The following is a 24,237-nucleotide window of genomic DNA, read 5'->3' on the forward strand; positions in this document are numbered from 1 at the left end:
GCGTCCCGGCTCCCACGCCCCCGCCTCGCGCGGGCGTCCGCGCCCCCCGGCCGGGCGCGGGCAGCACGGGCACGGGACCTGGGCCGGGCTGGGCCGGAGGCCACCGGTGCGGGCCCGGTACGATGACCGGCGTGAAGCAGCCGCCGCCGAGTACCCGCCGCGCCCGGCGCGCGTGGGCCGCGCTGGCGCTGCTCGTGCTGGCCGGGGTGCTGGGCATGCACGGCCTGGCGCCCGCCGGGATGTCCCCGGCGGGCGGGCACAGCGCCCACGCGGCCGTCGGACACCCGGCCGCCGCCGCGCCGATGGCGCACCACGCGGCGCCGGACGCGTCCGGCGCCCACGACCGCCGCCTCCTGGCGGATCCGGCCGACGACGGGACGGCCGCGCACCACGCCGACGGCACCTGCGCCGCCGGAGGCGTCTCCGGCGCCTACCACCCGCCCGCCCTCGCACCCGGCCTCGCCGGGCCCGCCCCGGCCGCCGCCGGGGCCCGGCAGGCCGCCACCGGCCGCCACGCCGACGGGCGGGCCCCGCCCGACCTCGCCGAACTCCAGCTCCTGCGGATCTAGAGGCACCCGCACGGCACCCGCCGCCACGCCCGTACGGACACATCGGACGCACCGAACGCACCGGACGGGCCGCGCGCGGGACGCCGCGCCTCAGCGTGTCCGAATCCCCATTCCCCGCCCGCGCCGCCGACCGGCAGCGGGCGTGAAGGAGCAGAACCGCCCATGACCACACCCACCCCACGCCTGACCGCGCGTCCGACCGCTCGCCGCACCCTGGCCCGCCGCGCCTGCGCCGTCGCCGCCGCCACCGCCGCGGCCGTGGTGCTGGCCGCCTGCGGGAGCGGCGACCCGTCCTCCGGCCACGCCGGGCACAACGCCCACGGCGCAGGCCCGAAGCCCTCGGCCTCCGCCCACCACCACGGCATGGACGGCATGGACGGCGCGCACGGCGGCGCGTCGGGCACCGGCCTGTCCGACGCCGCCCAGGGCTACCGCCTGACCTCGCCCACCACCACCCTCCCGGCCGGAAAGCCGTCCTCCTACCGCTTCACCGTCACCGGCCCCGGCGGCAGGCCGGTCACCGCGTTCGTGCCGGAGCAGACGCGGCGGATGCACGTCTACGCCATCCGCTCGGACCTCACCGGCTTCCAGCACGTGCACCCGACCATGGGCGGCGACGGCACCTGGAGCGCGCCGCTGGCCGCGCTCACCCCGGGCCGGTGGCGCCTCTTCGCGTCCTTCACCCCGGACACCGGCCGCGGCGAGAACCCCGACCTGGTGCTGTCCCGGCAGCTCACCGTGGCGGGCACCGCCGCCGCCACCCCGCTGCCGGCCCCCGCCGCCACCACCACGGCCGACGGCTACACCCTCACCCTCTCCGGCGACCTGACGGCCCGCATGGCCCACCCGCTGACCGTCACCGTCACCAGGAACGGCAGGCCGGTCACCGACCTGGAGCCCTACCTGGGCACCTACGCCCACCTGACGGCCTTCCACGAGGGCGACTCCGCCTTCGCGCACCTGCACCCCACCGGCACCGCCGAAAAGGGCCGTGGCGGCGGGCCGGAGCTCGCCTTCCACGCCGAGCTGCCCGCGGCCGGGAACTGGCGGCTGTTCCTCCAGTTCCAGACCGGCGGCACCCTGCACACCGCCGCCGTGACCCTCCGCGCGGGGTGACGCCCCGCCCCGCGCCCGCCGCCCGGTGCGCGGGCGCGGGGCTACCCCAGTTCCAGGCTGGTGATCCCGAAGATTCCCGCGAGGTCCATGTCCGGGTCCGGGCCGGTGTACATGCGCGCGGCCTCGAACGACGGGCTCAGGCCCAGCTGTTCCACCAGCCGCACGGCCGGGCCGTTGACGTCGGGCACGTCCACCGCCACCGGCGCGCCCGCCGCGGACGTCGCCAGCGCGTCCAGCAGTGCGGCGGCGATCTGCGGCGACGACGCGTACAGCGGGCCGACGCGCGCGGACCCGAAGGAGGGGCGCAGCACGCCGAGGCCGTGCAGCTCGCCGTCGCGCACCGCGGCCAGGGCGGTACGGTCCGGAAGGCTAAGCCAGGTGGCCAGGAAGGCGTCCCGGGGCGTGGGGAAGAAGCGGCGGTCGTAGGCGGCGATCCGGTCGAAGGGCAGCGCGCGGGCGTCCACGAGCGCGACGTCCGGCGGCACCTCCGCGGCGGCCGGTACGCCCTCGTAGCGCAGGTGGTTCCAGGCCCTGCGGAAACCGGACCTGCGGTAGTTCTCCTGCTGGTCGACCACGCCGTCGAGCCCGATGTTCCGCCCGGCGAGCCGGGCCATGCCCGCCCGCCACACCCGGATGCCGTACCCCTGCCCGCGCACCTCGGGCAGGGCGATGTAGAAGCCCAGGAACCCGAAGCCGGAACCGTAGCGCACGGCGGAGATGGACACCACCGGCTCTCCGTCCAGCCGTCCGAACAGGAAGCCGTACGGGTCGGCGGGGAAGAACGCCTGGCTGTCCAGCGCGCCCGGGTTCCACCCCTCGTCCGCCGCCCACCGGCCGAGCCGCCGCAGGTCGTGGACTCCTCCGGTCACGATGTCGAACTCCGCCACCTTCACCCCTTCACCCCGTACCGGCCGACCCGGTGAGTGTAGTCGCCACCCGGCTGTGTCCGGTGCCGCGCCGCGCCCCCGCCTGACGGGCCCTCAGCCGCCCGGCCCGGGCCCGGTGGGCGGCCGCGCCCGCGATACGGTCGGGCCATGTCCAAAGCCGATGAGTTCCCGCCGCCGACGGCCTCTCCCGGGCCCGTCACCGCCGCCGACGTGACCCTCGCCGCACGGCTCGCCGTGGCCGCCCTGCGCCCGGCGCCGCCCGAGGCGTGGGACCGGCAGGCCGGACCGCTGGAGTGGGACTGCTGGGAGACCGGCCAGCACCTGCTCCACTGCCACGTCGTCTACGCCACCCAGCTCACCCCCGCCGACCCGCCCCAGGACGGCATGCTGCCCCTCGTACGGAGCGCCGCGAGGCCGGGCGCGCCCCGTCCGGCCCTCCAGGCCGACCGGTCGGCGGGGCCCGCCGGGCTGCTGCGGGTGCTGGACTCCGCCGCCGGTCTGCTGGCCGCCGTCGTGCGCGTCACGCCGCCCGAGGTGCGCGCCTTCCACCCGTACGGCGTGTCGGACGCCGAGGGCTTCGCCGCCATGGGCGTGGTGGAGACCCTGGCCCACACCTGGGACCTGACCCAGGGCCTGGGCCTGGCCTGGGACCCGCCCGCCGACCTGTGCGCCCGCGTCCTCGCCCGCCTGTTCCCCGGCGCCCCCGGCCCCGCCGAGGCCGCCGCCGGTCCCTGGGCGGTCCTGCTGTGGGCCACCGGCCGCGGCGACCTGCCCGGCCGCGACCGGGCCCCCGCCGACTGGCGCTGGGACCCCACGCCCCGCCCGTAGCCCCCCGAGCGCAGGCCCGCCGGGCCGCCGTCAGGCCCCCGGCCGCTGCCCGCCGCCGTCACCCGGCACCGGGCCGCACCCCGGCCGCCGTGCCCACGCGGTCGAGCGGCGCACCCCCCGGGGCGCGCCGCTCGACGGCGGTCATGGAGCGCCGCGCCAGCGGCGCGCTCCGGTCAGACTCAGCAGCCGGTGGCGTTGAAGTCCCAGAACGCGGCCCGGGTCTTCGTCCCGGCGTCCCCGTCCACGACAAGGTTGTAGCCGAAGAGGTTCAGGTAGCGCTGCAGCGCCTTGATCGTGTTGGTTCCGACGATCCCGTCGACGGTCCCCGCGCCGAGGTTCAGGTCGTTGAACATGCGCTGTGCGGCCTTCCAACTGTTGGTGCCCAGCTGCCCGTCGATGGTGCCGGGGTTGTACCCCAGGTCGCGCAACCAGCACTGCCAGTTCTTGGCCCGGGCGGTGTTCAGACCGAGGTTGTTCACCGCGGTCACCGAGGCGATCCGGGACTGGGCCGCCGGCTTGGCGGTCGCCGGGGCCGCCGCGAAGCTGGTGCCCGCGGTCGCCAGCCCCCCGGCCGCGATCCCGACCACGGCAGCGGCACTGACCAGTGCCTTCGCCACGACATTCGTTCCCATGGTTCCCCCTTCGGGTCGTGGGGCGGCGCCGGGCCCGGCTGGTGCACGTCACCGGTCGATCCGGTGCCTCCCCGCTGTGTGGTCGCAGCGCGCGGAAGTGACCGCGGTCCAGGGGACCCGTCCGCATCAGCGCGGTGCGGTAACCGACGCTACGCATCGGTGCGCGGGCCGTCGTCCAACCAGGAGTTGGCAGCCGTTCAACCGGGAGTTCGATGCATGCCCCATCCACCGTGGCAGTGGGGGTTGGGGTTGTACAACTTCCGCGGTATCCGGCAGGAAACGGATTGTTATCGACCGCTTGTCGGTGGATGTCCGGGCCGGGCGAACGGGGGCTTCAGCCCGTACGGGGATGGGACCAGCCCCAGGTCGTACGCCGGCACCACCGCCGGCTCCCGGTCCCGCAGCCCCCAGCTTGCGCAGCACCGACGACACGTGCGCCGTGACCGTGGCCTCCGTCAGAGAGCGGTTTGCGGGAGGCACGCGCGGATTGTGGCCATCCCCGCCCCGGGGCCGCCGGTCGGGCGCCTGCCGCCCGGTAGCCGGGGCACCGGCCGCCCGGCAGGGCCGCCCGCTCACCCGCCCGGCAGGGCACTCGTCAGTCCCGCGCCTCCCGGCGCGGCCGCCCCGCCGCCGCCCGGCCCGCCCGCTCGGCCGCCGTCGCCAGCACCCGGCCGCGCACCGCGTACCACCCCACCACCAGCGCCGGGATGATCACTCCCAGCGTCGCCACCGTCCACGACCCGATCGGCGGGTCCAGCGCCATCAGCACCACCACCGTCAGCAGGAACACCAGCGTCAGGTAGCCGGTGTACGGCGCGCCGAACATCCGGAAGGCGGGCCGGGCCACCAGGCCCCGCTCGGCCAGCCGGTACAGCCGCAGCTGGCACAGCACGATCGTCGCCCAGGAGGCGATCACCCCGAGCGCCGACATGTTCAGCACGATCTCGAACGCCTGCCCGGGGTTGAGCGCGTTCAGCCCCACGCCGAACAGCGCGATCACCCCGGTGAGCATGATCCCGCCGTACGGCACCCCGTGCCGCGACATCCGCCCGGTGAAGCGCGGCGCGCTGCCGTTCGCGCTCAGGGAGCGCAGGATGCGCCCGGTCGAGTACAGCCCGGCGTTCAGGCTGGACAGGGCGGCGGTCAGCACCACCAGATTCATGATCGTGCCCGCGCCGTTCAGCCCGATCCGCGAGAAGAAGCTCACGAACGGGCTCTCGCCCGCCTTGTACGCCGTGTACGGCAGCAGCAGCCCCAGCAGCACCAGCGACCCGCAGTAGAACAGCGCGATACGCGCGATGACGGAGTTGATCGCGCGCGGCATGATCTCCGCGGGCTTCTCCGTCTCCCCGGCCGCCGTGCCCACCAGCTCCACCGCCGAGTACGCGAAGACCACGCCCGACGTGACGACCACCAGCGGCCACAGGCCCTCCGGCAGCAGGCCGCCGTGGCCGGAGACCACAGAAAAGCCGGTGGCGTGCCCGTCCACGTCGAACCGCCCGGCGAGGAACACCGTGCCCACCACCAGGAACGCCACCAGCGCCGCCACCTTGATCAGCGCCGCCCAGAACTCCAGCTCGCCGAAGATCTTCACCGAGATCAGGTTCGCCGACAGCACCACGACCAGCGCGACCAGCGCGATCAGCCACTGCGGCACCGGCTCGAAGGCGCCCCAGTAGTGCATGTACGAGGCGATGGCCGTGGTGTCCACGATCGCGGTCATCGACCAGTTCAGGAAGTACATCCAGCCCGCGACGAAGGCCGCCTTCTCGCCGTAGAACTCGCGCGCGTAGCTCACGAACGACCCCGACGACGGCCGGTGCAGCACCAGCTCCCCGAGCGCCCGCAGGATCAGGAAGACGAAGACGCCGCACACCACGTACACCAGGAACAGGCCCGGTCCCGCGCTGGCCAGCCGCCCGCCCGCGCCCAGGAACAGGCCCGTCCCGATCGCCCCGCCGATCGCCATCATCTGGAGCTGGCGCGGCTTGAGGCCCTTGTGGTAGCCCTCCTCCTCGTGCTCGAACCCTCCCGGACCGGCGGGGCCGGGGACGGGGTCGGGGGCAGGCTGGATCGGCTCGGCGGACGTCTTGGCCATGGGGTGGGGGGTTCTCCCGTCCGGTGGTGGCGCCTCGTGGGCTCAACGGTCCCTGTCGTCTTATGTGACTGTGCCACACAACGGCGAACGGACGCCCCACCGCCCCGCCCGCGTCACCTCTCCGTCACTCCTACTTCTCTCCGGGCCACTGGAAGCTCGGGCCGATGACCGTCGACGGGTCGCCGGGCGTCTTCTCGGTCATCGTGGTCCGCGCGGACGCGTTCAGGTCGCTCATGAGCGCGACCGCCTCGAACAGGTCGTCGGGACGCCCGTTGAAGGCCGTCCCGAGCCGCTGGAGCAGCTTGACGTACGTGGCGTCGAATTCGAGGGCGACGCGCTGCGCGCCGGACCCGTCCGGCAGGGTGTACGTGTCCGGGTCGTCCCGCATCGGGAAGACGTCCCGCACCGGGTCGAACGGGATCGCAGCGCCCTTGACCCACTTCTTCTGCTGCTCGTCGTAGGTCAGCTCGAAGCCGTCCACGATCTGCCCGAAGCGGTAGAAGTGGGCCAGCTCTCCGGTGTTGTCGTCCGGGTCGGTCGGCGTGCCCTCGCCCTGGACCACGATCTCCGAAATGGCCGCCAGCGCCGAGGACATGTCCGTCACCGGGAACAGCTCGCCGGGCGCCTGGCCCCCCGGCCAGCTCAGCTGCCACGCCGGATCGCCGGTGAAGAGGTCCTGGCCCGCGTCCTCCATGGCCAGCATGGCGTTCGCGATCTGCGTGTAGAACCAGCCGATCGAGAACGTCTCGTACCGGGCCGTGGTGAAGAAGTCCCGCAGCGCCTGCGCGTGCTCCCGCCGCGCCCGCCCCCGGGCCTCCGCCGTCGTGGCCTCGGGCGGCACCGGCCCGCGCGTGATCGTGGCCATGTGCGCGCGGACCTCGTCCATGTTGATCGGCTTGTCCGGCCGCTCGATCGACATGAACACGTCCCTGACCTGCTCCTTCGAGCACCGCCGCAGCCGCACGGTCAGGTCCGGGCGGATGCCGCCGGGCAGGTGCCCCGGGTACTTCGGTACGAACCCCTGCGAGCCGATGCGCGGCCTGCCGCCCACCGCGATGAGCACGTTGCCCGCCAGCGCCATGTGCAGCATCTCCTGCATGGCCACGCTGTCGATGATCCGCGCCACCTTGGAGCCGCGGTTCCTCAGCGAGAACAGGGCGCACAGGTACGGCGGCAGCGTCGACAGCTCCAGCTCCAGCGCCACCTGGAGCACGTCCTGGAGGTACGGCACGTCCCACGCCTCGGCCGGGCGCAGGAACGCGGGCTGGCCGGGCGAGGTCCGCAGCCAGCCCAGGATCATCTCCCGCCGCGCCGGGGACAGGTCCCGCGTCACCGGCATGTAGTCCGGCGAGGTCGTGGGCCTCGACATGCGGTCGGTCAGACGGCGCATGCCCGGCCCGGTGACCGCGCTGTAGTCCGACAGGTCGATGCCGACGAACTTGCGCATGTACGGGTACAGGTTCGCGTACTGCTGGAGGATCGGCTGCACGTCGAACAGCCACGCCGGAGCCTTCACCTGGCTCCTGCTCCACACCAGCACGCTGACCTGCTCCACCCACGTGCTGCTGTCGCCCTCGATGCCGTAGTTCAGCAGCTCCACCTGGCCGTCCACCGGCCGGGGGTGGCCCACCGGGTCGTTGGCCGTCATCCTGCTCGTCGCCCTGCCGTCCGGGCCGGTCGTCACCGGCGAGACGAACGACACCGAGTGCCCGTCGCTGCCCGTGCCCACCCGGGCGATCCCGGCCCTGCGCTGCACCGCCTGCCCCTTGGCCAGCACGGCCGGGTGCCCGCCGTCCGTGACCTCGATCTTCGCGCCCTGGTACGGCCTGCCGTAGCGCGTCGCGTAGAAGTCGACGTCCGCCGTGTCGCCCGGCGACATGCGGTAGACGAAGGTGTCGGCGCGCACGTACGTGGCCTGGTCGTTCTCGGACAGCAGGAGCTGCCCGGCCGTCGTCTGCACCGCCAGGACGCTCTTGCGCAGCTCCTCCATCACGTGCGGCGGCACGCCCACGGCCGCGATGCCCGCGTACTTCCGGTAGAAGGCGTCGTCGATCTTCGGCAGCCGCGCCGCCTGCTGGAATCCGCCGTCCGTCTTGTAGACGAGGTCGAGCGGGCCCAGGTCCACCGGCGGCCCGCCGAGCGCCGCCGTCTGGAAGCTGTTGCCCCAGTCCAGGAAGAGGACGCCCAGGTCCTCGTCCACGCGGCACGGCGTGTCGTAGACGCGGGGATCGCCCACGGCCCGCAGGCGGCGGCCCATCAGGAAGTGCCTGGGCTCGGTGGGCGTGTACGGGCCGATGGAGCCGACGACGCGGCCGAAGGTGAAGTCCTCCGCGTCGAAGTCGTCCATGTGGAAGCCGTCGAGGTTGAACTTGATCGACAGCGGTCCCGCGCCGAAGTACCCCTGGAGCAGGGCGGCGTACTGGGACCCGGAGAACCACTGCACTTCCTCGATGACCGACTGGTAGAACACGCCGAACTTCCCGTCGGACTGCTCCGGCGGGTAGCGCACCCAGATGTCGTCGAAGGCCGCCGTGCGGTACGTGCCCGTGCAGATCGGCACCGGGTCCTGGCCGCGGCCCACCGCCTCGCACAGCGTGAGGTCCATGCCCCACAGCTCCGACACGCCCTGCTGGTCCGGGTCCAGGTCCACGATCTTCGCGTCGTTGGACTCCCGGTTGCTGATCAGCAGAATGCCCTGGTCCGGCACCTTCTCCGGCGGGAAGCCCCACACCGACGGGTCCGTCTCGTGGCCCTTGGGGTCCAGCACCGTCGTCACGTAGCAGTCCGCCAGAGCGAAGCCGCCCGTGCCGTCCGGGTTCCACCAGCCGTCCTGGGCGCCCTTGCTCTGGCGCTGGAAGTGGTTCTCGAACGTGTCGTTGTCGAAGTGCGCCGTGTCGTTGTTGACGGTCGAGGGATTGGCCTGGAACGTGCCGACGAAGTTCAGACGCGGGAAACCCAGGTAGCTCATGCGGACGGCTCTCCTCTGATCGGTCTCACCAGAGGATCATGTCCGCCTAAGTCGTACAATCGGCTGATCTGGTGACGATTGTTGACGACTGACCTGGAGAGCCGAGGTGCTGGCGTACGCGGGGGGTCACGGGGCAGTCTGGTGGCGGCCGAAAGGCCGAAGGGGCTCCCGGCTCGGCGTCTCTAAGGCAGATGCCGATCTGGGAGCCCCGTGGCGTGCCCGTGCTGTACGGGCGGGCAGGGTCAGGCCGTGACGTAGGTGAGGAACGCCGTCCACTGCTGCGACGGCACCCGCAGGCGCGGACCGCTGACCTGCTTCGAGTCGCGGACGTGCACGGTGTGCGGGCACGAGGTGACCTCGACGCACGCGCCGCCGTTCGCGTCGCTGTGGCTGCTCTTGCGCCAGTCGGCGGCGACCTCGACGCACTGGCCGCCGCCTGCGTCGCTGTAGCTGCTCTTGCGCCACTCCAGGGCCACCTCGACGCATGCGCCGCCGCCCGCGTCGCTGTGGCTGCTCTTGAACCACGCCAGGTCGGCCGGGCCGTACGCGGTCTGCTCAGGCCGCTTCCTCTTCATGCTTCCTCGCAATCTGCTGGATCAGGCTCAGCGAGTCGTGCTCGTTCAGGGCTTGGGCTCGAATGTTCCCATACCGCTGCTCAAGCGCGCTGACCTTGTCCCGCTCCGTGTACCAGGTCGGGTCGCTCTGGATCTCGACGTACCCGACCCGCTGGCCCTCGGCCGTCTCCAGCAGGATGAGAGGGCCATGGAGGCCAGCGTGCGGCCCGCTGTCCATCGGCATGACCTGGATCGAGACGTTGTGCAACTTCGCGCAGTCCAGCAGCCGGTGGCACTGAGCCAGCATCGTCGCGTGCCCGCCCGTCGGACGTCGCAGGACCCACTCCTCGATGACGAAGCTCAGCATGGGCGCGGGCTTGCGGGTCAGCAGCTCGTGTCGCAACAGCCGGGCGGCGACGAGCCGCTCGACCTCGTCCAGGTCCAGCGCGGGGCAGTGGGCGCTGACCACCGCCCGCGCGTACTCCTCCGTCTGGAGCAGTCCCGGCACCACGTAGCACCCGTACTCGTCCACCCGGAGCGCCGTGGACTCCGCCTCGGCGTACTCGATGAACCACGCCGGGTAGTCCTGGTACTTGATGTCGGGCGCGATGGCGAGCAGCGCGCCGTTGGCCCGCAACGCCTCGTCGAGCTGCGGCAGGTAATCCGGCATCGGCAGGCGCTTGCCCGATTCCAGCATGCGGATCTGGGACTCGGAGTAGCCGATCCGCTGGCCGATCTCCTTTTGCGTCGCGCCGATGTGTTCCCGCATGGCCCGCATCTGCTGTCCGAAGAGCATCGCCTTGAAGGATACGAACTGGCCTTCTTCCTTTTTGCTCACATTCAGCCTTCCCCTCCGTTAATCACACCGCACGGCCGGTGGGCTCGACCGCACTGCTGGGTTGCGGTCAGCCGGGTAACCGCACCAGGCGGGAGTTGGCGGCATGCGCTTTACCCCTGGTCAGCACCTGGTCCGTCCTCCGCTAACCTCTAGTCAGAGTAGCCGTAATGCGGGATGGTCGTAACCATGAAACGAGAACTCGACGGAAATCAGAGCGAGTTGGGAACAGGTGAGCGAACCGAGTCCTCCGGCCCGGAGTGGGTGCCCGCGCAGGGGTGGGTGATGCTTCAAACGGGTGTCCACTTCGACGCCGTCCGGGTCGTGGGGCTGCTGGGTGAGATGGCCGCGGAAAAGCTGGCCGAGGTAACCAAAGGTAAGGCCGGGCCGATTGTCATCGACTGGCAGGACCGGCGGTGGGGGTCCTCGTGCTACTTTCTGGTGGCCCCCGGGTCCGCCGACCCATTCCGCTGGCCACCGGGAATACGTCCGTATACGGGCCCTTTGAGGGAACTCGTCGCCGTACCGGCACCGCACGGCAGGACGTTCCCCTACGAGTGGCTGAGCAGGCCCACGGCGGAGGCGCCGTTCGTCCTGCCGGAGCCTCTGCACGCCGTGCTGTGCGAGCTGACGGAGTGGCAGCCGCTCGACCTTCCCGCACCGACCCCGACCCCCCACCAGGAGCAGAGCAGTGACGAGAGCGGTTCATGACGTAGTGCCGGGGGTGGTGGCCTGGGGCGGGTGGGCGCCGCCCGAGCAGGACCACGAGATGCAGCCCGCCGGGGTGTGGTGGGACGCGCTGCGCGTGCCCACGCCGATCGGCGAGCGGGCCCTGGGGATTCTGCGGGAGCGGACCGGGGCCGTGGTGGAGGACCCGGGCGGCTCGCTCCTGTACTGGTTCGTGCGGAAGGGCGTGACCGGCCGCTGGGACCAGGGCAGGCTGCGGGAGGTGCGGCTGCTGGGCCAGGACAGCTTCCTGGTCGTGCCGCCGCTGCACCGCCGGGGCGGGAGCGCGCCGTACTGGAGGGTGGCGCCCCGGATGGGCAGGCTGCTGACCGATCCGGAGCGGCTGCGGATCGCGCTGGGCCTGGCCGTACAGGACGCCCTCGGGCCGCACTACTGCGTGGGCTGCGGGCGGGAGACGGCCGAGCCGATCCCGTTCTACCGGGAGGACACGGCCTCGGGGCCGGGCTGGACGTGGCGCGTGTGCGCCGACTGTGCGCCGGACTACGTGACGGCGGAGCAGGCGCGCAGGCTGGTGGCGGAGCACCGCGAGGAGTGCGCGGGCTGCCGGTCGTGCGGGGAGGCGTGCGCCACGGGCCGCGCGCTGGCGCGCGCGCACCGGGTCGTGACGGCCAAGGAGGCGCCGCCGCCGCCCGCGCAGGACGCGCCGCCGCCGCTCGCGAGCCCGTAGCAGGCCCGTAGGACTCCTCAGACCCCTCAGACTCCTCGGGCGGGGGGTGGTCGGCGCCAGGTCGCCCCCGTGCCTGGCGCACCCCCGTCCGAGGCGGGCGGCGGACATCCCTGTCCAGCACACCGCCGCCTGAGCCCGGCTCCCCGGCCCCCTTCACTGCCCCGGCCGGGGAGTCGGGCACCCCGTCCGCGCGCGTGACGCGGACCCATCGGCCCTCCCGAGACCGGGCAGGGCCGCCGGACGTCCGGTCGCCCCCGTGCCGGACGAGACCCGGCGGCCCTGCCCTCCCGGCCCGGCCGGAAGCCGCCACTGGGGGCACGCTTCCGGCCGGGCCGCCCCCGGGGCCCGTGGCCGCGCTGGCCTGGCGCGGTCACGGGCCCTCCGCCGTGCCCGCCTCACCGGGTCAGCGGCTGCTCGGTCCAGATGCACTTGCCGCCGGGTGTGGGGCGGGTGCCCCAGCGCTGCGCGAGGGCGGCGACGAGCTGGAGGCCCCGGCCGCCCTCGTCGGTCGCGGTGGTGCGGCGGACGTGCGGCGTGGTGGGGCTGCCGTCGGTGACCTCGCAGATCAGGGTCCTGCTGCACAGCAGGCGCAGGGAGATCGGGCCCTTGGCGTGCCGGACGACGTTGCCGACCAGCTCGCTGGCCAGGAGTTCGGTGGTCATCTCCAGGCTGTCGGCCAGGTGCCAGGCGTCGAACTGGGCGCGGATGAGGTCGCGGGCCTGTCCGGCGGCGACCGGGTCGTCCGGCAGCGGCCAGGTGACGACGTTCCCCGGGTCGAGCCGGGAGGTGCGGGCGATCAGCAGGGCGGCGTCGTCGGCGGTGACGCCCTGCGAGGGCAGCAGGGTGGCGGTGACGGTGTCGCACAGCGGTTCCAGGTTCCGCGCCCGGCCGTCGCGGACGGCTGTGCCGAGGGTGCGGGCGAGGTGGTCGAGACCCACGTCCACGTCCCGGTCCCGGGACTCCACCAGGCCGTCGGTGTAGAAGGCCAGCAGGCTGCCGTCGACGAGGGGGATGGTGGACACGTCGAAGGGCGGGTCGGCGGCGCCCAGCGGCGGGTTGGCGGTGGGCGCGGAGAACGCGACGCACCCGGACGGGTGGACGGTGGCCGGGGGCGGGTGGCCCGCGCTGGCGTAGCAGAATTCGCCGGTGACCGGGTCGTAGATGCCGTACAGGCAGGTGGCGAACGAGTCGTCGCCGAGTTCGGCCACCAGGTCGTTGAGGTGGTCGAGCACGTCGTCGGGGGGCAGTTCGAGGTCGGAGAGGGTGCGTACGGCCGTGCGCAGGCGGCCCATGGTGGCGGCCTCGGCCATGCCGTGGCCCATGACGTCGCCGATGACGAGGGCGACGCGGTCGGCGGACAGCGGGATGATGTCGTACCAGTCGCCGCCCACGTCGGCGCCCTGGCCCGCGGGCAGGTAGCGGGCGGCGGCGGTGACGGCGGGCAGCTCGGGCAGCACGCGCGGCAGCAGGGCGCGCTGAAGCTCCTGCGCGCGGGTGTAGGCGGCGTCGTACAGGCCCGCCCGCTCCAGCGCCTGGGCGACCAGGCCGCTGAGCGCGGTGAGCAGGGTCCGCTCGTCCTCGTCCAGGCGCCGGGGCTGGTCGAAGGAGATCACGCAGGCGCCGATGGGGCGGCCGGAGGCGTTGAGCGGCAGGAAGGCCCAGGCCCGCTTGCCTCCGGCCGTGGCCATTCCGGCGGCGCCGGGGTAGCGGGCGAGGAGGTCGCCGGGTGACTCGATGAACTGCGGCGTGCGGGTGCGCAGCGCCTCGCCCACGGGCGTGTCCGACAGCATCGGGAAGCGGCGGATGCGGGTGAGGAAGGCGGGCGGGTAGCCGGCGGCGCCGACCAGGTTCAGGTGGTCGGCCTCGGTGGCGGCGACGATCAGCCCGGCCGCGCCGAAGGGCGGCAGGACGCTCTCGGCGACGGCGTGCACCACGTCTTGCGCGGTGACGGCCTCGGCGAGCGCGCGGGTCAGGCGTCCCATGAGGGCGGCGCGCTCGGCGGCGGCGCGGTCGGCGGCCTCCCGCTCGGCCTGGCGGCGGCGCCGCTCGGTGATGTCGGTGACGTACACGGTCAGGCCGTCGGGGACGGGCACCAGGCGCAGGTGGTACCAGCGGTCGGTCTCCGGCCACGTCAGGTCGAGGCCGGTGGGCTCGCCCTCGGCGGTGGCCCTCCGGTATCCGGCGCGCAGCCCCGCCAGGCCGCGCAGCGCGGGCACGTCCCACAGGAGGCGCCCGGCCAGGGCGTGCGCCGGGCCGAGCAGCCGCTCGGCCGCGGGGTTGACGAAGCCGACGCGGCCGTCGCGCTCGACGTACAGGAACCCGTCGCTCATGTGCCGCAGGGCCCGGCCCACGGACTCCTGCACGGCGTGCTCCTCGGAGGTGTCCCAGGTGGTGCCGACCATGCGGACCGGTTCGCCGTCGTCGCCCGGCAGGACCCGGCCGCGGTTGCTCAGCCACCCGTAGCCGCCGTCCCGGCGGCGCACCCGGTACTCGGCGTCGTAAGGACCGCGCTCGCGGATCGCCCGCTCCAGGGACTCCCGCACCCATGCCACGTCGTCGGGGTGCAGACTGTGAATCCACGTGTCGATCCGCGTGTCCTCCCGGGGCACGGCGTAGTCGGCGAGGATGTCGAGCATCGTGTCGTCCAGCACCGTCTCGCCGGTCTTCAGGTCCCACTCCCAGCGGCCCACGGGCGCCGTGCGGCCCGTCCGGCGCGGGCCGGGGCCGCCGGGCTCGGCCGCCAGCAGGGCGGGCGGCCCGCCGCCCGCCGCCGGAGCGGTCAGCCGCAGTCGGCCCGCCGCCCACCGGGCCACGTCCCGCAGGAACGCCCGCTGCGCGGGGCCGGGCCGTACGGCGGGCGGGGTCACCACCGACAGCACGCCGATCGGGCCGTCGGGGCCGGGCAGGGGCACCGCGGCCATGCCCGAGTCGGGGGGCACCCCTGAGGCCGACAGGCCGGGCTGGTCTTCCGACAGGCCGGGCTGGTCTTCCGACAGGCCGGGCGCGGCGCGGCTCGTGGCGGCTCCGGCCCGGGCTCCGGCGCTGTGGTCCTCGGGCCGGTCCTCCAGCGCCTGCTCGGGGGAGGGGATGGCGGGCAGCCACACGTAGCCGTCGCGGCGGAAGGCGCGGGCCGGGACGGAGCGGCCGTCCGCGCGGATGCTCTCCCAGAGGGCGAAGAACGCCTGCGGCAGCCCGCTGGAGGCGGCCAGCCGCAGGCCGTGGGGCGACTCGGGCGTCCGCAGGTGGGCCAGGGCGCCGAGCCCGGCCAGCCCGGCCGTGGCGTGCTGGAGGGCGCAGGGCAGCACCTCGATGTCGCCGCGGGTGTCGTCCATGGCGGCGAGGATGCGCAGCCGGTCGGCCTCCGCGAGCTCCCGCCGGCGCCGGGAAGCCCGGCCACGCTGCGGATTCACGGCCGACCTCGCCTTCCGACCGGCCCCGCCCCGGGGAAGTCGCCGCCCCGCGCGGACCTGGCTTCCGGCCGGGCCTCGGGTGGACCGAGTCGCCTTACATCATATAGGGGGATGATTCGGGCGCGCGCGGTCGCCGCCTGGCGCGGCGGCGGGCCGTGAGGCGCCGGTCCGGCCCGCCCCCTGGGCGTACGGCCGGACGGGGCGGCAGCGGCGCGGGCGCGGGCCGGAGCCGCGCCGGTGGCCGGGGCGTGACCGGTAGGGCGGACCGGGCCCGGCGGCCCCGGTCCGCGCCCGGTCCCGGGGTACGGGCGCGGCGGACCGGCCCGGGCCCGGAGCCGGGTCCTGCCCGACGGCGGGACCCGGCTCCGGCCGGGGTCAGCCCGCGGCCTGCTCGGTCTCCAGGAGGGCCTGGAGTTCGGTGACCGCCTCGCGGAGCCGGTCGGCGAACACGTACATCTGGTCGGCCACCGGCTCCGGCGTGCTCAGGTACAGGTTGAAGCGGTCCGGCAGCAGCACGTACGCCACGCCGACGCACCGGCTGCTGGTCGAGCCGAAACCGAAGTACTGGATGTGGGCCGATGGCGCCGAGCTGGTGCTCAGGTAGTCGTCCCGCATGACCAGCCAGCCCGGCGTCTCGTACAGGGCGGGCTGCTCGGTGATGCCCAGCTCCTCGCCGCGCCGCTTCTGGATCAGCTGGAGCTCCCACAGGTGCTGCTCGGGCGCCTGTCCGGCCTGGCACTCCTTGGCGCGCGCCACGTGCTTGGTCGCCGCCGCGCGGAAGGCCGCCAGCTTCGCCGCGGTGTCCGCGCCCGGGTCCTGCATGACGGCCACGAGGTGCTGGGACTCGGGCGTGACCACGCGCATCGCCTCGGTGCGCCCGCGCCGGTACTGGCGGGTGGCGATCGACTCGTACGTGGCGCCGGTGAAGCCCTTGGCGCGCTGGTGGGCGAGCTGGTAGGCCATCTGCACGAACGCGTCCGGCGAGATCTTCAGCTGCTTGGCGCGGGCCTGGCCGAAGTCCTCGAACGAAACGGTGCGGGTCGCCGTGGCCGCCCCGTACGCGGCGAACGACTCGGCCGCGGCCTGGATGTCCGCGCGCAGCGCTTCGTCCAGCGTGAACTCGATCGGCTGGAAGGCGGGCAGCCCCTGCGGCTGCGCGCCGGAGGCCCGCTCGTGCTCCTCCGGCGAGGTCTCCAGAACGGCGTCCACGAAGCTGAGGATCGTGGTGCCGTCCAGGCCGCAGTGCTCGATGTTGATGCCCGCGCGGCCGTCCTCGAAGACGATGAACGACACGGCCTTGTCGAACCAGCGGTTGCCGCTGTCGCCGTGCAGCATCTGGTCGCACGCGTTCAGGGTGCCGGAGGGCGCGAAGTCCTCCAGGCACACGCAGAACAGCGCCCGCTCGACCTCGTCCAGCGCCGCCGCGTTCGCCGGGTCCAGCGCGGCCAGGGTCGCCCGGCTGGCCGCCCACTCCGCGCGGGCCTTCGTGGTCAGGTGGCCGACGGCCGTGTCGGTCGCCGCGCGCGCCGCACCGGCCTTCTTCACCGCCTCCAGACCCGCCACCAGGTCGGCCAGCGAATGCGGCAGGCCGTCCGGGCCGATCACGTCCAGCCGGAACAGGTTGCCCCGGTAGAACACCACGATGTGCCGCTCCCGGGACGGGCCCGGCCACTCCTCGGAGTACGGCACGCGCACGGTGTCCTGCGGGTCACCCGGTATGCGCGTGGTGGAGAACAGGTACTTGTTCTGCTCCATCGACAGCGGCTGGCCGCGCTGCACGATCGGCGGGATCCGCTCGTCGTCCAGGCGCAGCTTGTAGGCCACGGCCCCGGCGATGATCCCGGCCGCGCGCTCGGCCTGGCTCGCCTCGACGTCCTTGAAGAGGAAGAAGAAGTTCGCGTTGAGCGCGATGCGGTCGCGGCGGCCCAGGTAGCGGTACGGCCAGAAGGTGTCCAGCCAGCTGTGCACGCCCTCGCTCGCGTCGTAGCGCCGGAGCGCGGCGTGCAGCGCCGGGCCGGGGCCGTCCGGCGCGCGGAAGGCGGCCAGCTCGGACTCGGTGGCGGCCAGCTCCTCCGGCGTCAGCAGCGGGGAACACCACTCGATGAACCTCTGACAGGTCTCCTCCAGCGAGGGCAGCGGCACGCGCGGCAGCAGGTCCTCGTGGGCGAAGGTCGGGGTGGAAGGCTCGTGACTGTTCACTAAGGTCCTCGGTCTGAGCGGGGTCAGGAAAGGGGACTGCTCGGGCTTCCCGGACGTCCGGTGCGCCTGCCGGGATTCTGCCGGGGCTGGTTCCCGGGCCGTGCACGGGGCCCGTACCGCCCGTCAGGGGCCGGTGTGGTGGCGGGACCTCGCGCCGAGGTCCACGGTCGCGCGGCGTCGCGTGCCGCGCGGCCGGGAGACGTACAGCCGCGCGTACAGCCAGCCCTCGGTCTCCAGCCCGCGCGGGTCCACGCCGACGTCCGACAGCGTGTCCAGGACCAGCGACTGCTCCTCGGGCGTGGCGAACCGCCGCTGCTTGAAGACCTGGTCGAGGGCCACGGTCTCGTACCCCGCGTCGTCCAGGCTCTCCGCGAACGGTGCGAAGGGGAACATCCGCAGAACGAAGTGCGCCATCCACGGTTTGCGCTCGCCATGGGCACTGACGATACGCGAGATGGTCTTGTCGGTGACGTATCCCACACATCCTGTCGAAATCACGATGTCCGCCCCGGCCAACTGCTCGCGCTGCGCGGGCGTCGGCTCGTTCTCCTCCAGGTCGGCGTGGACCGCGCCGTCGATGAGCCCGGCCGAGAAGGCGTAGGCCAGCGCCTCGTGCGAGACGTCGAGACCGATGAACCGGACGCCGCGCAGCCGGTCGCGGGAGCGGGCGAACTCCCGGTCCCGGGCCAGCAGTTCGTCCCGCGTGAGCGCGTGGGCCTCGGTGGTGGAGTACCGCTCGTACAGCTCGTCCATGGTCGCGTCGCACTTCAGCAGCGCGGCGTTGATCCCGTACGAACACCCGATGTCCAGCACGGTCGGCACCGGCGTGCGCCACCGCGCCTGGTACTCCTCGATGACGTCGAGGAAATAGGGCTTCGCCAACTGGGGTATGCGGTAGTCGAGTTCGCGGAGAGTGGTGAAATAGGCGCGTGGGTCGGGCCGCGTGTAGATGTGGTCGAGGGTGATTTTCCCCGTCGTGTCGAAATGCGCGGATTCAAAGGGCACGGATTTGCACTTCCTCGCTGGATGTCCGGGCGGGCGGTGGCACGGCGGCGGTCGCGGGTGACCGTCCGGCGGCTGGGGTCCGGCGGCGGGCGGCTCTAAAGGCTGTCCCGTAACCCCCGGCGGGCTCCCGACGCCAGCTACGGCCACTCGCGGCGTTGGCGAAACGTCCGAATAGAACCACTATTCGGACGCGTCGCCGCCTTGCGATTGACCGCATCTGACGCCGCTCGCTGATCCACCAGGGGTTACGGGACAGCCTTTAGTCGAGGAGTTGGTCCACCCGCACCGCGCGCCCCTCGGCGGCCAGGTGCTCGGGCAGGACGCGGCCGAAAAGCTGCCGGGTGCGCGCCACGCTCCCGATGACGCCGGGCCGCTCGCTGTAGGCGAAGATCGCGGTGTGCCGCTCGGTGCCGCCCTCGACGGGCGCGACCCGGTGCAGCGAATAGCGGCCCTTGAACAGCTGGAGGTCGCCCGGGCGCAGCGTCAGGCGCCGGACCAGGCGCTCGCCGCGGCCGGTGAGCACGTCGCGCACGTCGCCCAGGTTCTCCGCCTGGGCGGACCTGATGTTCGGACAGTACTCGAAGACGCCGCCGCCGTCCGGCTCCTGGGTGAGCATGCTCACCGTGAACTCGTTGGTGTCGAAGTGCCACGGGTGGCCCTGGCCCGGCCGTACGACGTTCAGCACGAGCCCCGACAGCGGGTCGGCCAGCTCGTGCAGGCGGGGCATCTGGAAGCAGCGGGCGACGAAGTCCTGGAACGGCTCGCTGGTGTAGAGCCGGTGGATGAGGAATGCGGCCGGTATCCGGTCGCGGGCCACGAACGCGTTGCCGCGCTCCATGGTGATGCGCCCGGGGTGGTCCTCGGGCAGCGGGGTGTCGACGGCGATGTTGTAGGCGTTGACCGTCTCGACGTCGAAATGCGCGTCGGGCGACACGCTCGCGCATTCCTCGCGCAGCGTGTCCAGCAGTTCGGGCCGTATGAAGTCGGGCAGCACGCTGCACCCGACGCTGCTCAGGTCATGCTGGATACGGGACAGCAGCGACTTTCCGTCGGCGCGGTCCAGATCGTTCAGCGGATAGCGGGCGGTATCCACCACCCGCCCGATCACAGGGGTGTCCGGAGTGCTCATGAGGTCCCTCTCCACGGGCGAGTTCACCGCGCCGGACGGGGACAGCGGCACGCCCGACTCGTCGGTCGACTCGTCGTTTCCTGTCTTCGGTGGCCTCTTCAGCGGCCTCTCTCGCGGCCACTTCGGCGGCCTCTTCCGCGACCGGTCCGGATAACGGGCGGCGGCGACCGCGCGCCGACGCCGCATTCGCCTCCGCTTCCCACGGGCACACTGAGCGCACTTCGGCTTCTCCTCCTCCTGGCGGACCCCAGAGAGGTTTAGCACCTGGCTCGCGGACTATTCCGGCGGGACCTGTGATCTGTGACACGTGACAGAGGCGTGTCCCCTGGTGGCCGGAGGCGGGACGGCGCGCCGTCAGATACCGGCCACCGGGATGTGGTTGGCTGATACATCGGCCAGTCCGGCCAGGTGCAGCAGCAGGTCAGGAAGGTCCGTGGCGGCGTAGCGGGCGCGGCGCTCGGGCAGCCGGGAGGCGTCCGAGCACAGCAGCACCGGGCCGTCCTCCGGCGCCTGCGGCAGCCGCCCGTGACTGCCGCGCACACACCCGGCGTCCAGTGAGATGACCGACATCGCCGCCCGCAGCCCCAGTCTCCGCCGCGCCACCGCGCCCGCCGCGCGCAGCGCCGCGAACCGGTCGCCCGGGTCCAGGAACAGCTCCGCCGGGTCGTACCCGGGCTTGCGGTGGATGTCCACGCAGCGGGCGAAGTCCGGGGCCCGCGAGTCGTCCAGCCAGTAGTAGTAGGTGAACCACGCGGCGGCCGCGGCCACCGCCACCAGCTCGCCCGACCGCTGGTGGTCCACCCCGTACGCGGACTTGCCCGCCGTGTCCAGCACGGTGTCCACCCCGGGCAGCCCGGCCAGCAGCGCCCGCACGCGCGGGATGTCGGCCCGGTCGCGCACGTACACGTGGGCCACCTGGTGGTCGGCGACCGCGAACGCCCGCGAGGCGTACGGGTCCAGGTACTCCATCCCCGCCTGCGTGTACACCGCCAGCCAGCCCGCCCGGCGCAGCGCCCGGTTGACGTGCACCGGCCGGTCCACCGCCGTCACCCCGTACTCCGACAGCGCCACCACCGTGCGGCCCCGCGCGCGGGCGGCGTGCAGCAGCGGCGCCAGCACCGCGTCCAGCTCGGCGGCGGCCGCCGCCGCGCGCGGGTCGTCCGGCCCGAAGCGCTGGAGGTCGTAGTCCAGGTGCGGCACGTACGCCAGCGTCAGGTCCGGGTCGGCGGTGCGCAGCACGTACTCGGTCGCCCGCGCGATCCACCGCGAGGAGGCGAGCGAGGCGCGCGGCCCCCAGTAGTCGAACAGCGGGAACGGGCCCAGCTCGCGGGTCAGCTCGCCGTGCAGCGCGGGCGGCCTGGTGTAGCAGTCCGGCGACTTGCGGCCGTCGGCGTGGTACACCGGGCGCGGCGTCACCGTGATGTCGGTGGACGCGCCCATCGCGTACCACCAGCACAGGTTCGCCACCCGGTAGCCCGGGTGCCGCCGCCGCGCCGCCTCCCACACCTTCTCACCGCGCACCAGGCGGTTGTGCTGCCGCCACAGCAGGACCTCGCCCAGGTCGCGGAAGTACCACCCGTTGGCGACGACGCCGTGGCGGCTCGGCGGCAGGCCGGTCAGCAGGCTGGCCTGCACCGGGCAGGTGACGGCCGGGAACACCGGGTCGAGGCGGGCGGTCAGGCCGTGGGCGGCGCCGGTGCCGGTGATCGAGCGCAGCAGCGGCATGTGGCGCAGCAGGCGGGGGGTGAGGGCGGCGACGTTCAGCACGAGGAGGGGCGTGGGGCGCGGCGCGGGGCTGGGGCGGGTCATGGGGGCCTGTCCTCGGGGGTTCAGGTGGGGAGGCGGGGGGTTGGTCTGGGGGCCGGTCGGGGGCTGGGGCCGGGGCCTCGGCGGGGGTCCGGCGGGGCGGGCCTGGCGTCCGGCGGGACGGGGCGGGGGTCCGGTTGGGCGGGCCCGGCGTGCGGTGCGCGCAGTCCGGCGGCGAGCAGCTGCTCCCGGGCCCAGGCCAGTTCGGCCGCGATGCCGGTGACCAGCGCCGCGTCGTCGGCGGGTCGGCTGCCGACGGGCAGCACCGACCAGGTGTAGGTCTCCACCTCCAGGTGGTCGGTCACCGGCCGGGCCCCGGACATCAGCGCCCGCACGGTGTCCACCAGCACCGGCCGGGTGGCGGCCAGCGGCGGCTCGGGGTCGGCGTGCACGGGCACGTGGAAGTGCACCCGCCAGCGGGCCCCGGCGCCGCCGCCCGGTCCGTGGTGGTCGTCGGTGGCGCGCAGCGCCAGGTCGAGGTCGTCCCACCGGGCGACGGGCCGGTACGGGGCACCGGCGCGGGGCCCGGCTTCCGGCTCGGCGTACGGCGGGTCGTACGGCGGGTCGTACGGCACGGCCGCGCGGGTCTGGTGCAGGAAGCGCGGTTCGGCGAACCGCGCGAGCGCGCGGCGCACCGCCGGTTCGTACGGCTCGTCGGCCTGGAGAGCGCACGACAGCTGCGCCTTGACCACCGGCAGTCCGGCACCGGCCAGCCCGCGCAGGCTCGCGCGCGGCTCCTCGAAGTCCGTCGCCAGGTGGCAGGCGTCCAGGCACACGCCGACCCGCGCGGGATCGACCTGGCCGCGCAGCCGGGCGCACGCGTCGCGCACGGTGGCCACCGCGCAGCCCGGCTCCGGCTCCAGGCCGACCCGGACCGTCCGGCCCGTACGGGCGGCGAGCGCGGCCAGGCCCTCGGCCAGCAGGTCCAGCGCGCGCCGCGCGCGGTCCTCCCTCGCCACGCTCCACCCGGCGCGCCAGCCCAGCGGAAGCGTCGAGACGCTGCCGCGTACCGCGTCGGCGGGCAGCAGCCCGGCCAGCACGCGCGCCAGGTCCAGGGTGTACGCCAGGCGGGCGGGCTCGCTCCAGTCCGGCGCGTACACGGCCCGCTTCACGACCGGCTCGTGGAAGCCGCGGTAGGGGAAGCCGTTGAGCGTGACCACCTCCAGGCCGCGCGCGTCCAGCTCGGTGCGCAGCCGCGCCAGGGCACCGGCGTCGCGGGCCAGGGCGCGCGCCACGTCGTGGGCCAGCCACAGGCCCACGCCCAGGCACGGCACGCCGAGCCGGTCCCGGACCGGCCCGGCGAAGCGGGCGAGCTGGCGCAGGACGCCGTCGAGGTCCTCGGCGGGGTGGACGTTGGTGCAGTAGGCGAGGTGGACGGTGCTGCCGTCGGGGTGGCGCAGGCGCATCGCGGCCGTTTCTCCTTCCAGCGGCCGACCGGGAGCCGGGTCCGGACCCGGGCCAGGGGCCGGGGGCTACTCGCCCAGGACGTACTCGCCGCGGGCGACGGAGTTCCCGAGGTAGACGGCCGCGTACGCGCCGCCCGCGCGGGCCGGCGGGCGGTGCTCGTCGTCGGGCAGGTCGAGCCGTCCGCTCTGCCCGTAGAACGCCACCGGGTTGCGCCACACGACCTGGTCGACCTGGTCGGGAGCGAACCCGGCCGCGAGCATCGCGTCGGCCGTACGGCGGGTGGCGAGCGGGTCGCTGCGGCCCCAGTCGGCGGCGGAGTTGACGAGGATCCGGTCGGTGCCGTGCTCCCTGAGGACCGCCACCATGCGCCGGACGTCCATCTTGGTGTCCGGGTACAGGGAGAAGCCCATCCAGCAGCCCGAGTCCGCCACCTCGCGCACGGTCAGCTCGGTCAGGTGGTCCACCAGCACCCGCTCCGGCGCAATGCCCGACTCGCGCAGCACGTCCAGGGTGCGGCGGGTGCCCTCGGCCTTGTCGCGGTGCGGGGTGTGCACCAGCACGGGCAGGTCGTGGTCCATGGCCAGGGCGAGCTGCGCCGTCAGCGCCCGGTCCTCCTCCGGCGTGATCGCGTCGTACCCGACCTCGCCCACGGCCACCACGGCGTCCTTGTCCAGGTAGCGCGGCAGCAGGTCCAGCACCGGCGCGCAGCGCGGGTCGTTGGCCTCCTTGGGGTTGAGCGCCAGCGTGCAGTGGTGCCGCACGCCGAACTGCGCCGCGCGGAACGGCTCCCAGCCAAGGAGCGCGTCGAAGTAGTCGGTGAAGCTGGTGACGCCGGTGCGCGGCTGCCCCAGCCAGAACGCGGGTTCCACGACGGCGCGGATGCCCGCGGCACGCATGGCCTGGTAGTCGTCCGTGGTCCGCGAGGTCATGTGGATGTGGGGGTCGAAGATGCGCATCGGGCCTCGTCATGCCTCGTCGGGGGTGGGTGCGGGGTGCGGGTCGGCGGCGGGGCCGGGACGGCCGGGACGCGGCGCGGGGCCCCGGGCCTCGGCCAGCATCCGGGCGTCGGCGGGCACCGGGCGGCCCGCGCTGGTCAGCTCGCGGACGTACGCGGCGGCCATGCGCGCCAGCTCCGTGTCGGCCCGCCGCGCCAGGCCCGCGACGGCCCGCAGCGGGATCGCGCGGTGCAGGCAGGTCAGCACGCCGTGCCGCCACGCGTGGGCGTCCAGATACCGGGCGGCGTACGGGCCGAGGGCGGCGGCCACCAGCCGGGGGTCGTGGGTGCGCAGCGCCGTGGCCACCATCGGCAGCGCCGACGGGCCCGCGCCGAGCGGGCCCAGCGCGCGCAGGGCGGCGCGCCGCTCGGCGGAGTCCCCGGCG

20 protein-coding genes are annotated in these 24,237 nt (G+C 74.0%); 6 read left to right on the forward strand and 14 right to left on the reverse strand.

Features of this window, described 5'->3' with window-relative positions; genetic code table 11:
- Window positions 1-131: 131 nt before the first annotated feature.
- Together RKE29_RS13195 and RKE29_RS13200 are read left to right on the forward strand one after the other, a co-directional pair.
- Complete coding sequence (locus RKE29_RS13195; protein ID WP_312005394.1) at window positions 132-569, forward strand: DUF6153 family protein; 438 nt, start codon at window positions 132-134, stop codon at window positions 567-569.
- A 162-nt stretch (window positions 570-731) separates the two neighbouring features.
- On the forward strand, window positions 732-1,685 hold the full coding sequence (locus tag RKE29_RS13200) for a hypothetical protein (protein WP_312005395.1): 954 nt from the start codon (window positions 732-734) through the stop codon (window positions 1,683-1,685).
- Between the two features lie 41 nt (window positions 1,686-1,726).
- On the opposite strand, the gene RKE29_RS13205 is transcribed toward RKE29_RS13200, so the two are convergent.
- Window positions 1,727-2,572 carry a GNAT family N-acetyltransferase gene (locus tag RKE29_RS13205; protein ID WP_312005396.1) on the reverse strand — a complete coding sequence of 282 codons (846 nt, stop codon included), beginning with the start codon at window positions 2,570-2,572 and terminating at the stop codon, window positions 1,727-1,729.
- Window positions 2,573-2,719: 147 nt separating this feature from the next.
- On the opposite strand from RKE29_RS13205, the gene RKE29_RS13210 reads away from it, so the two are divergent.
- Entirely contained in the window at window positions 2,720-3,400 is a 681-nt protein-coding gene (locus RKE29_RS13210; RefSeq protein ID WP_312005397.1) for a hypothetical protein, read from the forward strand.
- 179 nt (window positions 3,401-3,579) lie between these two features.
- Here the strand turns inward: RKE29_RS13210 and RKE29_RS13215 are convergent, their stop codons facing one another.
- The 5 genes from RKE29_RS13215 to RKE29_RS13235 form a co-directional block, all read right to left on the reverse strand.
- Window positions 3,580-4,032: a peptidoglycan-binding domain-containing protein gene (locus tag RKE29_RS13215; protein WP_312005398.1), complete on the reverse strand. Its 453-nt coding sequence runs from the start codon at window positions 4,030-4,032 to the stop codon at window positions 3,580-3,582.
- A 595-nt stretch (window positions 4,033-4,627) separates the two neighbouring features.
- Window positions 4,628-6,130 (reverse strand): amino acid permease, encoded by a 1,503-nt coding sequence (locus RKE29_RS13220; protein WP_312005399.1) that lies wholly within the window; start codon window positions 6,128-6,130, stop codon window positions 4,628-4,630.
- Between the two features lie 130 nt (window positions 6,131-6,260).
- Entirely contained in the window at window positions 6,261-9,098 is a 2,838-nt protein-coding gene (locus tag RKE29_RS13225) for a ferritin-like protein (RefSeq protein WP_312005400.1), read from the reverse strand.
- A 242-nt stretch (window positions 9,099-9,340) separates the two neighbouring features.
- Window positions 9,341-9,673 (reverse strand): DUF397 domain-containing protein, encoded by a 333-nt coding sequence (locus RKE29_RS13230; protein ID WP_312005401.1) that lies wholly within the window; start codon window positions 9,671-9,673, stop codon window positions 9,341-9,343.
- Complete coding sequence (locus RKE29_RS13235; protein WP_312005402.1) at window positions 9,654-10,490, reverse strand: helix-turn-helix transcriptional regulator; 837 nt, start codon at window positions 10,488-10,490, stop codon at window positions 9,654-9,656. The genes RKE29_RS13230 and RKE29_RS13235 overlap by 20 nt, the downstream gene beginning before the upstream one ends.
- A gap of 186 nt (window positions 10,491-10,676) precedes the next feature.
- On the opposite strand from RKE29_RS13235, the gene RKE29_RS13240 reads away from it, so the two are divergent.
- Together RKE29_RS13240 and RKE29_RS13245 are read left to right on the forward strand one after the other, a co-directional pair.
- On the forward strand, window positions 10,677-11,198 hold the full coding sequence (locus RKE29_RS13240; RefSeq protein ID WP_312005403.1) for a hypothetical protein: 522 nt from the start codon (window positions 10,677-10,679) through the stop codon (window positions 11,196-11,198).
- The gene (locus tag RKE29_RS13245) at window positions 11,179-11,901 is read left to right on the forward strand and encodes a hypothetical protein (RefSeq protein WP_312005404.1); all 723 of its coding nucleotides are present in this window, start codon (window positions 11,179-11,181) and stop codon (window positions 11,899-11,901) included. The genes RKE29_RS13240 and RKE29_RS13245 overlap by 20 nt, the downstream gene beginning before the upstream one ends.
- A 395-nt stretch (window positions 11,902-12,296) precedes the next feature.
- Here RKE29_RS13245 and RKE29_RS13250 read toward each other — a convergent pair whose 3' ends face one another.
- From RKE29_RS13250 to RKE29_RS13265, 4 genes are all read right to left on the reverse strand, one after another.
- Window positions 12,297-15,311, reverse strand: coding sequence for a SpoIIE family protein phosphatase (locus tag RKE29_RS13250; protein ID WP_312005405.1), 3,015 nt, complete (start codon window positions 15,309-15,311; stop codon window positions 12,297-12,299).
- 375 nt (window positions 15,312-15,686) lie between these two features.
- Window positions 15,687-17,510, reverse strand: coding sequence for a choline/carnitine O-acyltransferase (locus RKE29_RS13255; protein ID WP_312005406.1), 1,824 nt, complete (start codon window positions 17,508-17,510; stop codon window positions 15,687-15,689).
- 123 nt (window positions 17,511-17,633) lie between these two features.
- On the reverse strand, window positions 17,634-18,515 hold the full coding sequence (locus RKE29_RS13260; protein WP_312005407.1) for a class I SAM-dependent methyltransferase: 882 nt from the start codon (window positions 18,513-18,515) through the stop codon (window positions 17,634-17,636).
- A 259-nt stretch (window positions 18,516-18,774) separates the two neighbouring features.
- Window positions 18,775-19,644 (reverse strand): arpA protein, encoded by an 870-nt coding sequence (locus RKE29_RS13265; protein ID WP_312005408.1) that lies wholly within the window; start codon window positions 19,642-19,644, stop codon window positions 18,775-18,777.
- Between RKE29_RS13265 and RKE29_RS13270 the strand changes: the two genes are divergently transcribed.
- Window positions 19,643-19,798 (forward strand): hypothetical protein, encoded by a 156-nt coding sequence (locus tag RKE29_RS13270; RefSeq protein WP_312005409.1) that lies wholly within the window; start codon window positions 19,643-19,645, stop codon window positions 19,796-19,798. The genes RKE29_RS13265 and RKE29_RS13270 overlap by 2 nt on opposite strands.
- A 200-nt stretch (window positions 19,799-19,998) precedes the next feature.
- Here RKE29_RS13270 and RKE29_RS13275 read toward each other — a convergent pair whose 3' ends face one another.
- The 4 genes from RKE29_RS13275 to RKE29_RS13290 all read right to left on the reverse strand — a co-directional run.
- Window positions 19,999-21,453: an alkaline phosphatase family protein gene (locus tag RKE29_RS13275; protein ID WP_312005410.1), complete on the reverse strand. Its 1,455-nt coding sequence runs from the start codon at window positions 21,451-21,453 to the stop codon at window positions 19,999-20,001.
- 20 nt (window positions 21,454-21,473) lie between these two features.
- Entirely contained in the window at window positions 21,474-22,856 is a 1,383-nt protein-coding gene (gene eboE, locus RKE29_RS13280) for a metabolite traffic protein EboE (protein WP_312005412.1), read from the reverse strand.
- A gap of 66 nt (window positions 22,857-22,922) precedes the next feature.
- The gene (locus tag RKE29_RS13285; protein ID WP_312005413.1) at window positions 22,923-23,813 is read right to left on the reverse strand and encodes a TatD family hydrolase; all 891 of its coding nucleotides are present in this window, start codon (window positions 23,811-23,813) and stop codon (window positions 22,923-22,925) included.
- A gap of 9 nt (window positions 23,814-23,822) precedes the next feature.
- On the reverse strand, window positions 23,823-24,237 hold a 415-nt coding region (locus RKE29_RS13290), incomplete at its 5' end, for an EboA domain-containing protein (protein ID WP_312005414.1).

The organism is Streptomyces sp. B1866, from assembly GCF_031932565.1.
Classification (GTDB): Bacteria; Actinomycetota; Actinomycetes; order Streptomycetales; family Streptomycetaceae; genus Streptomyces.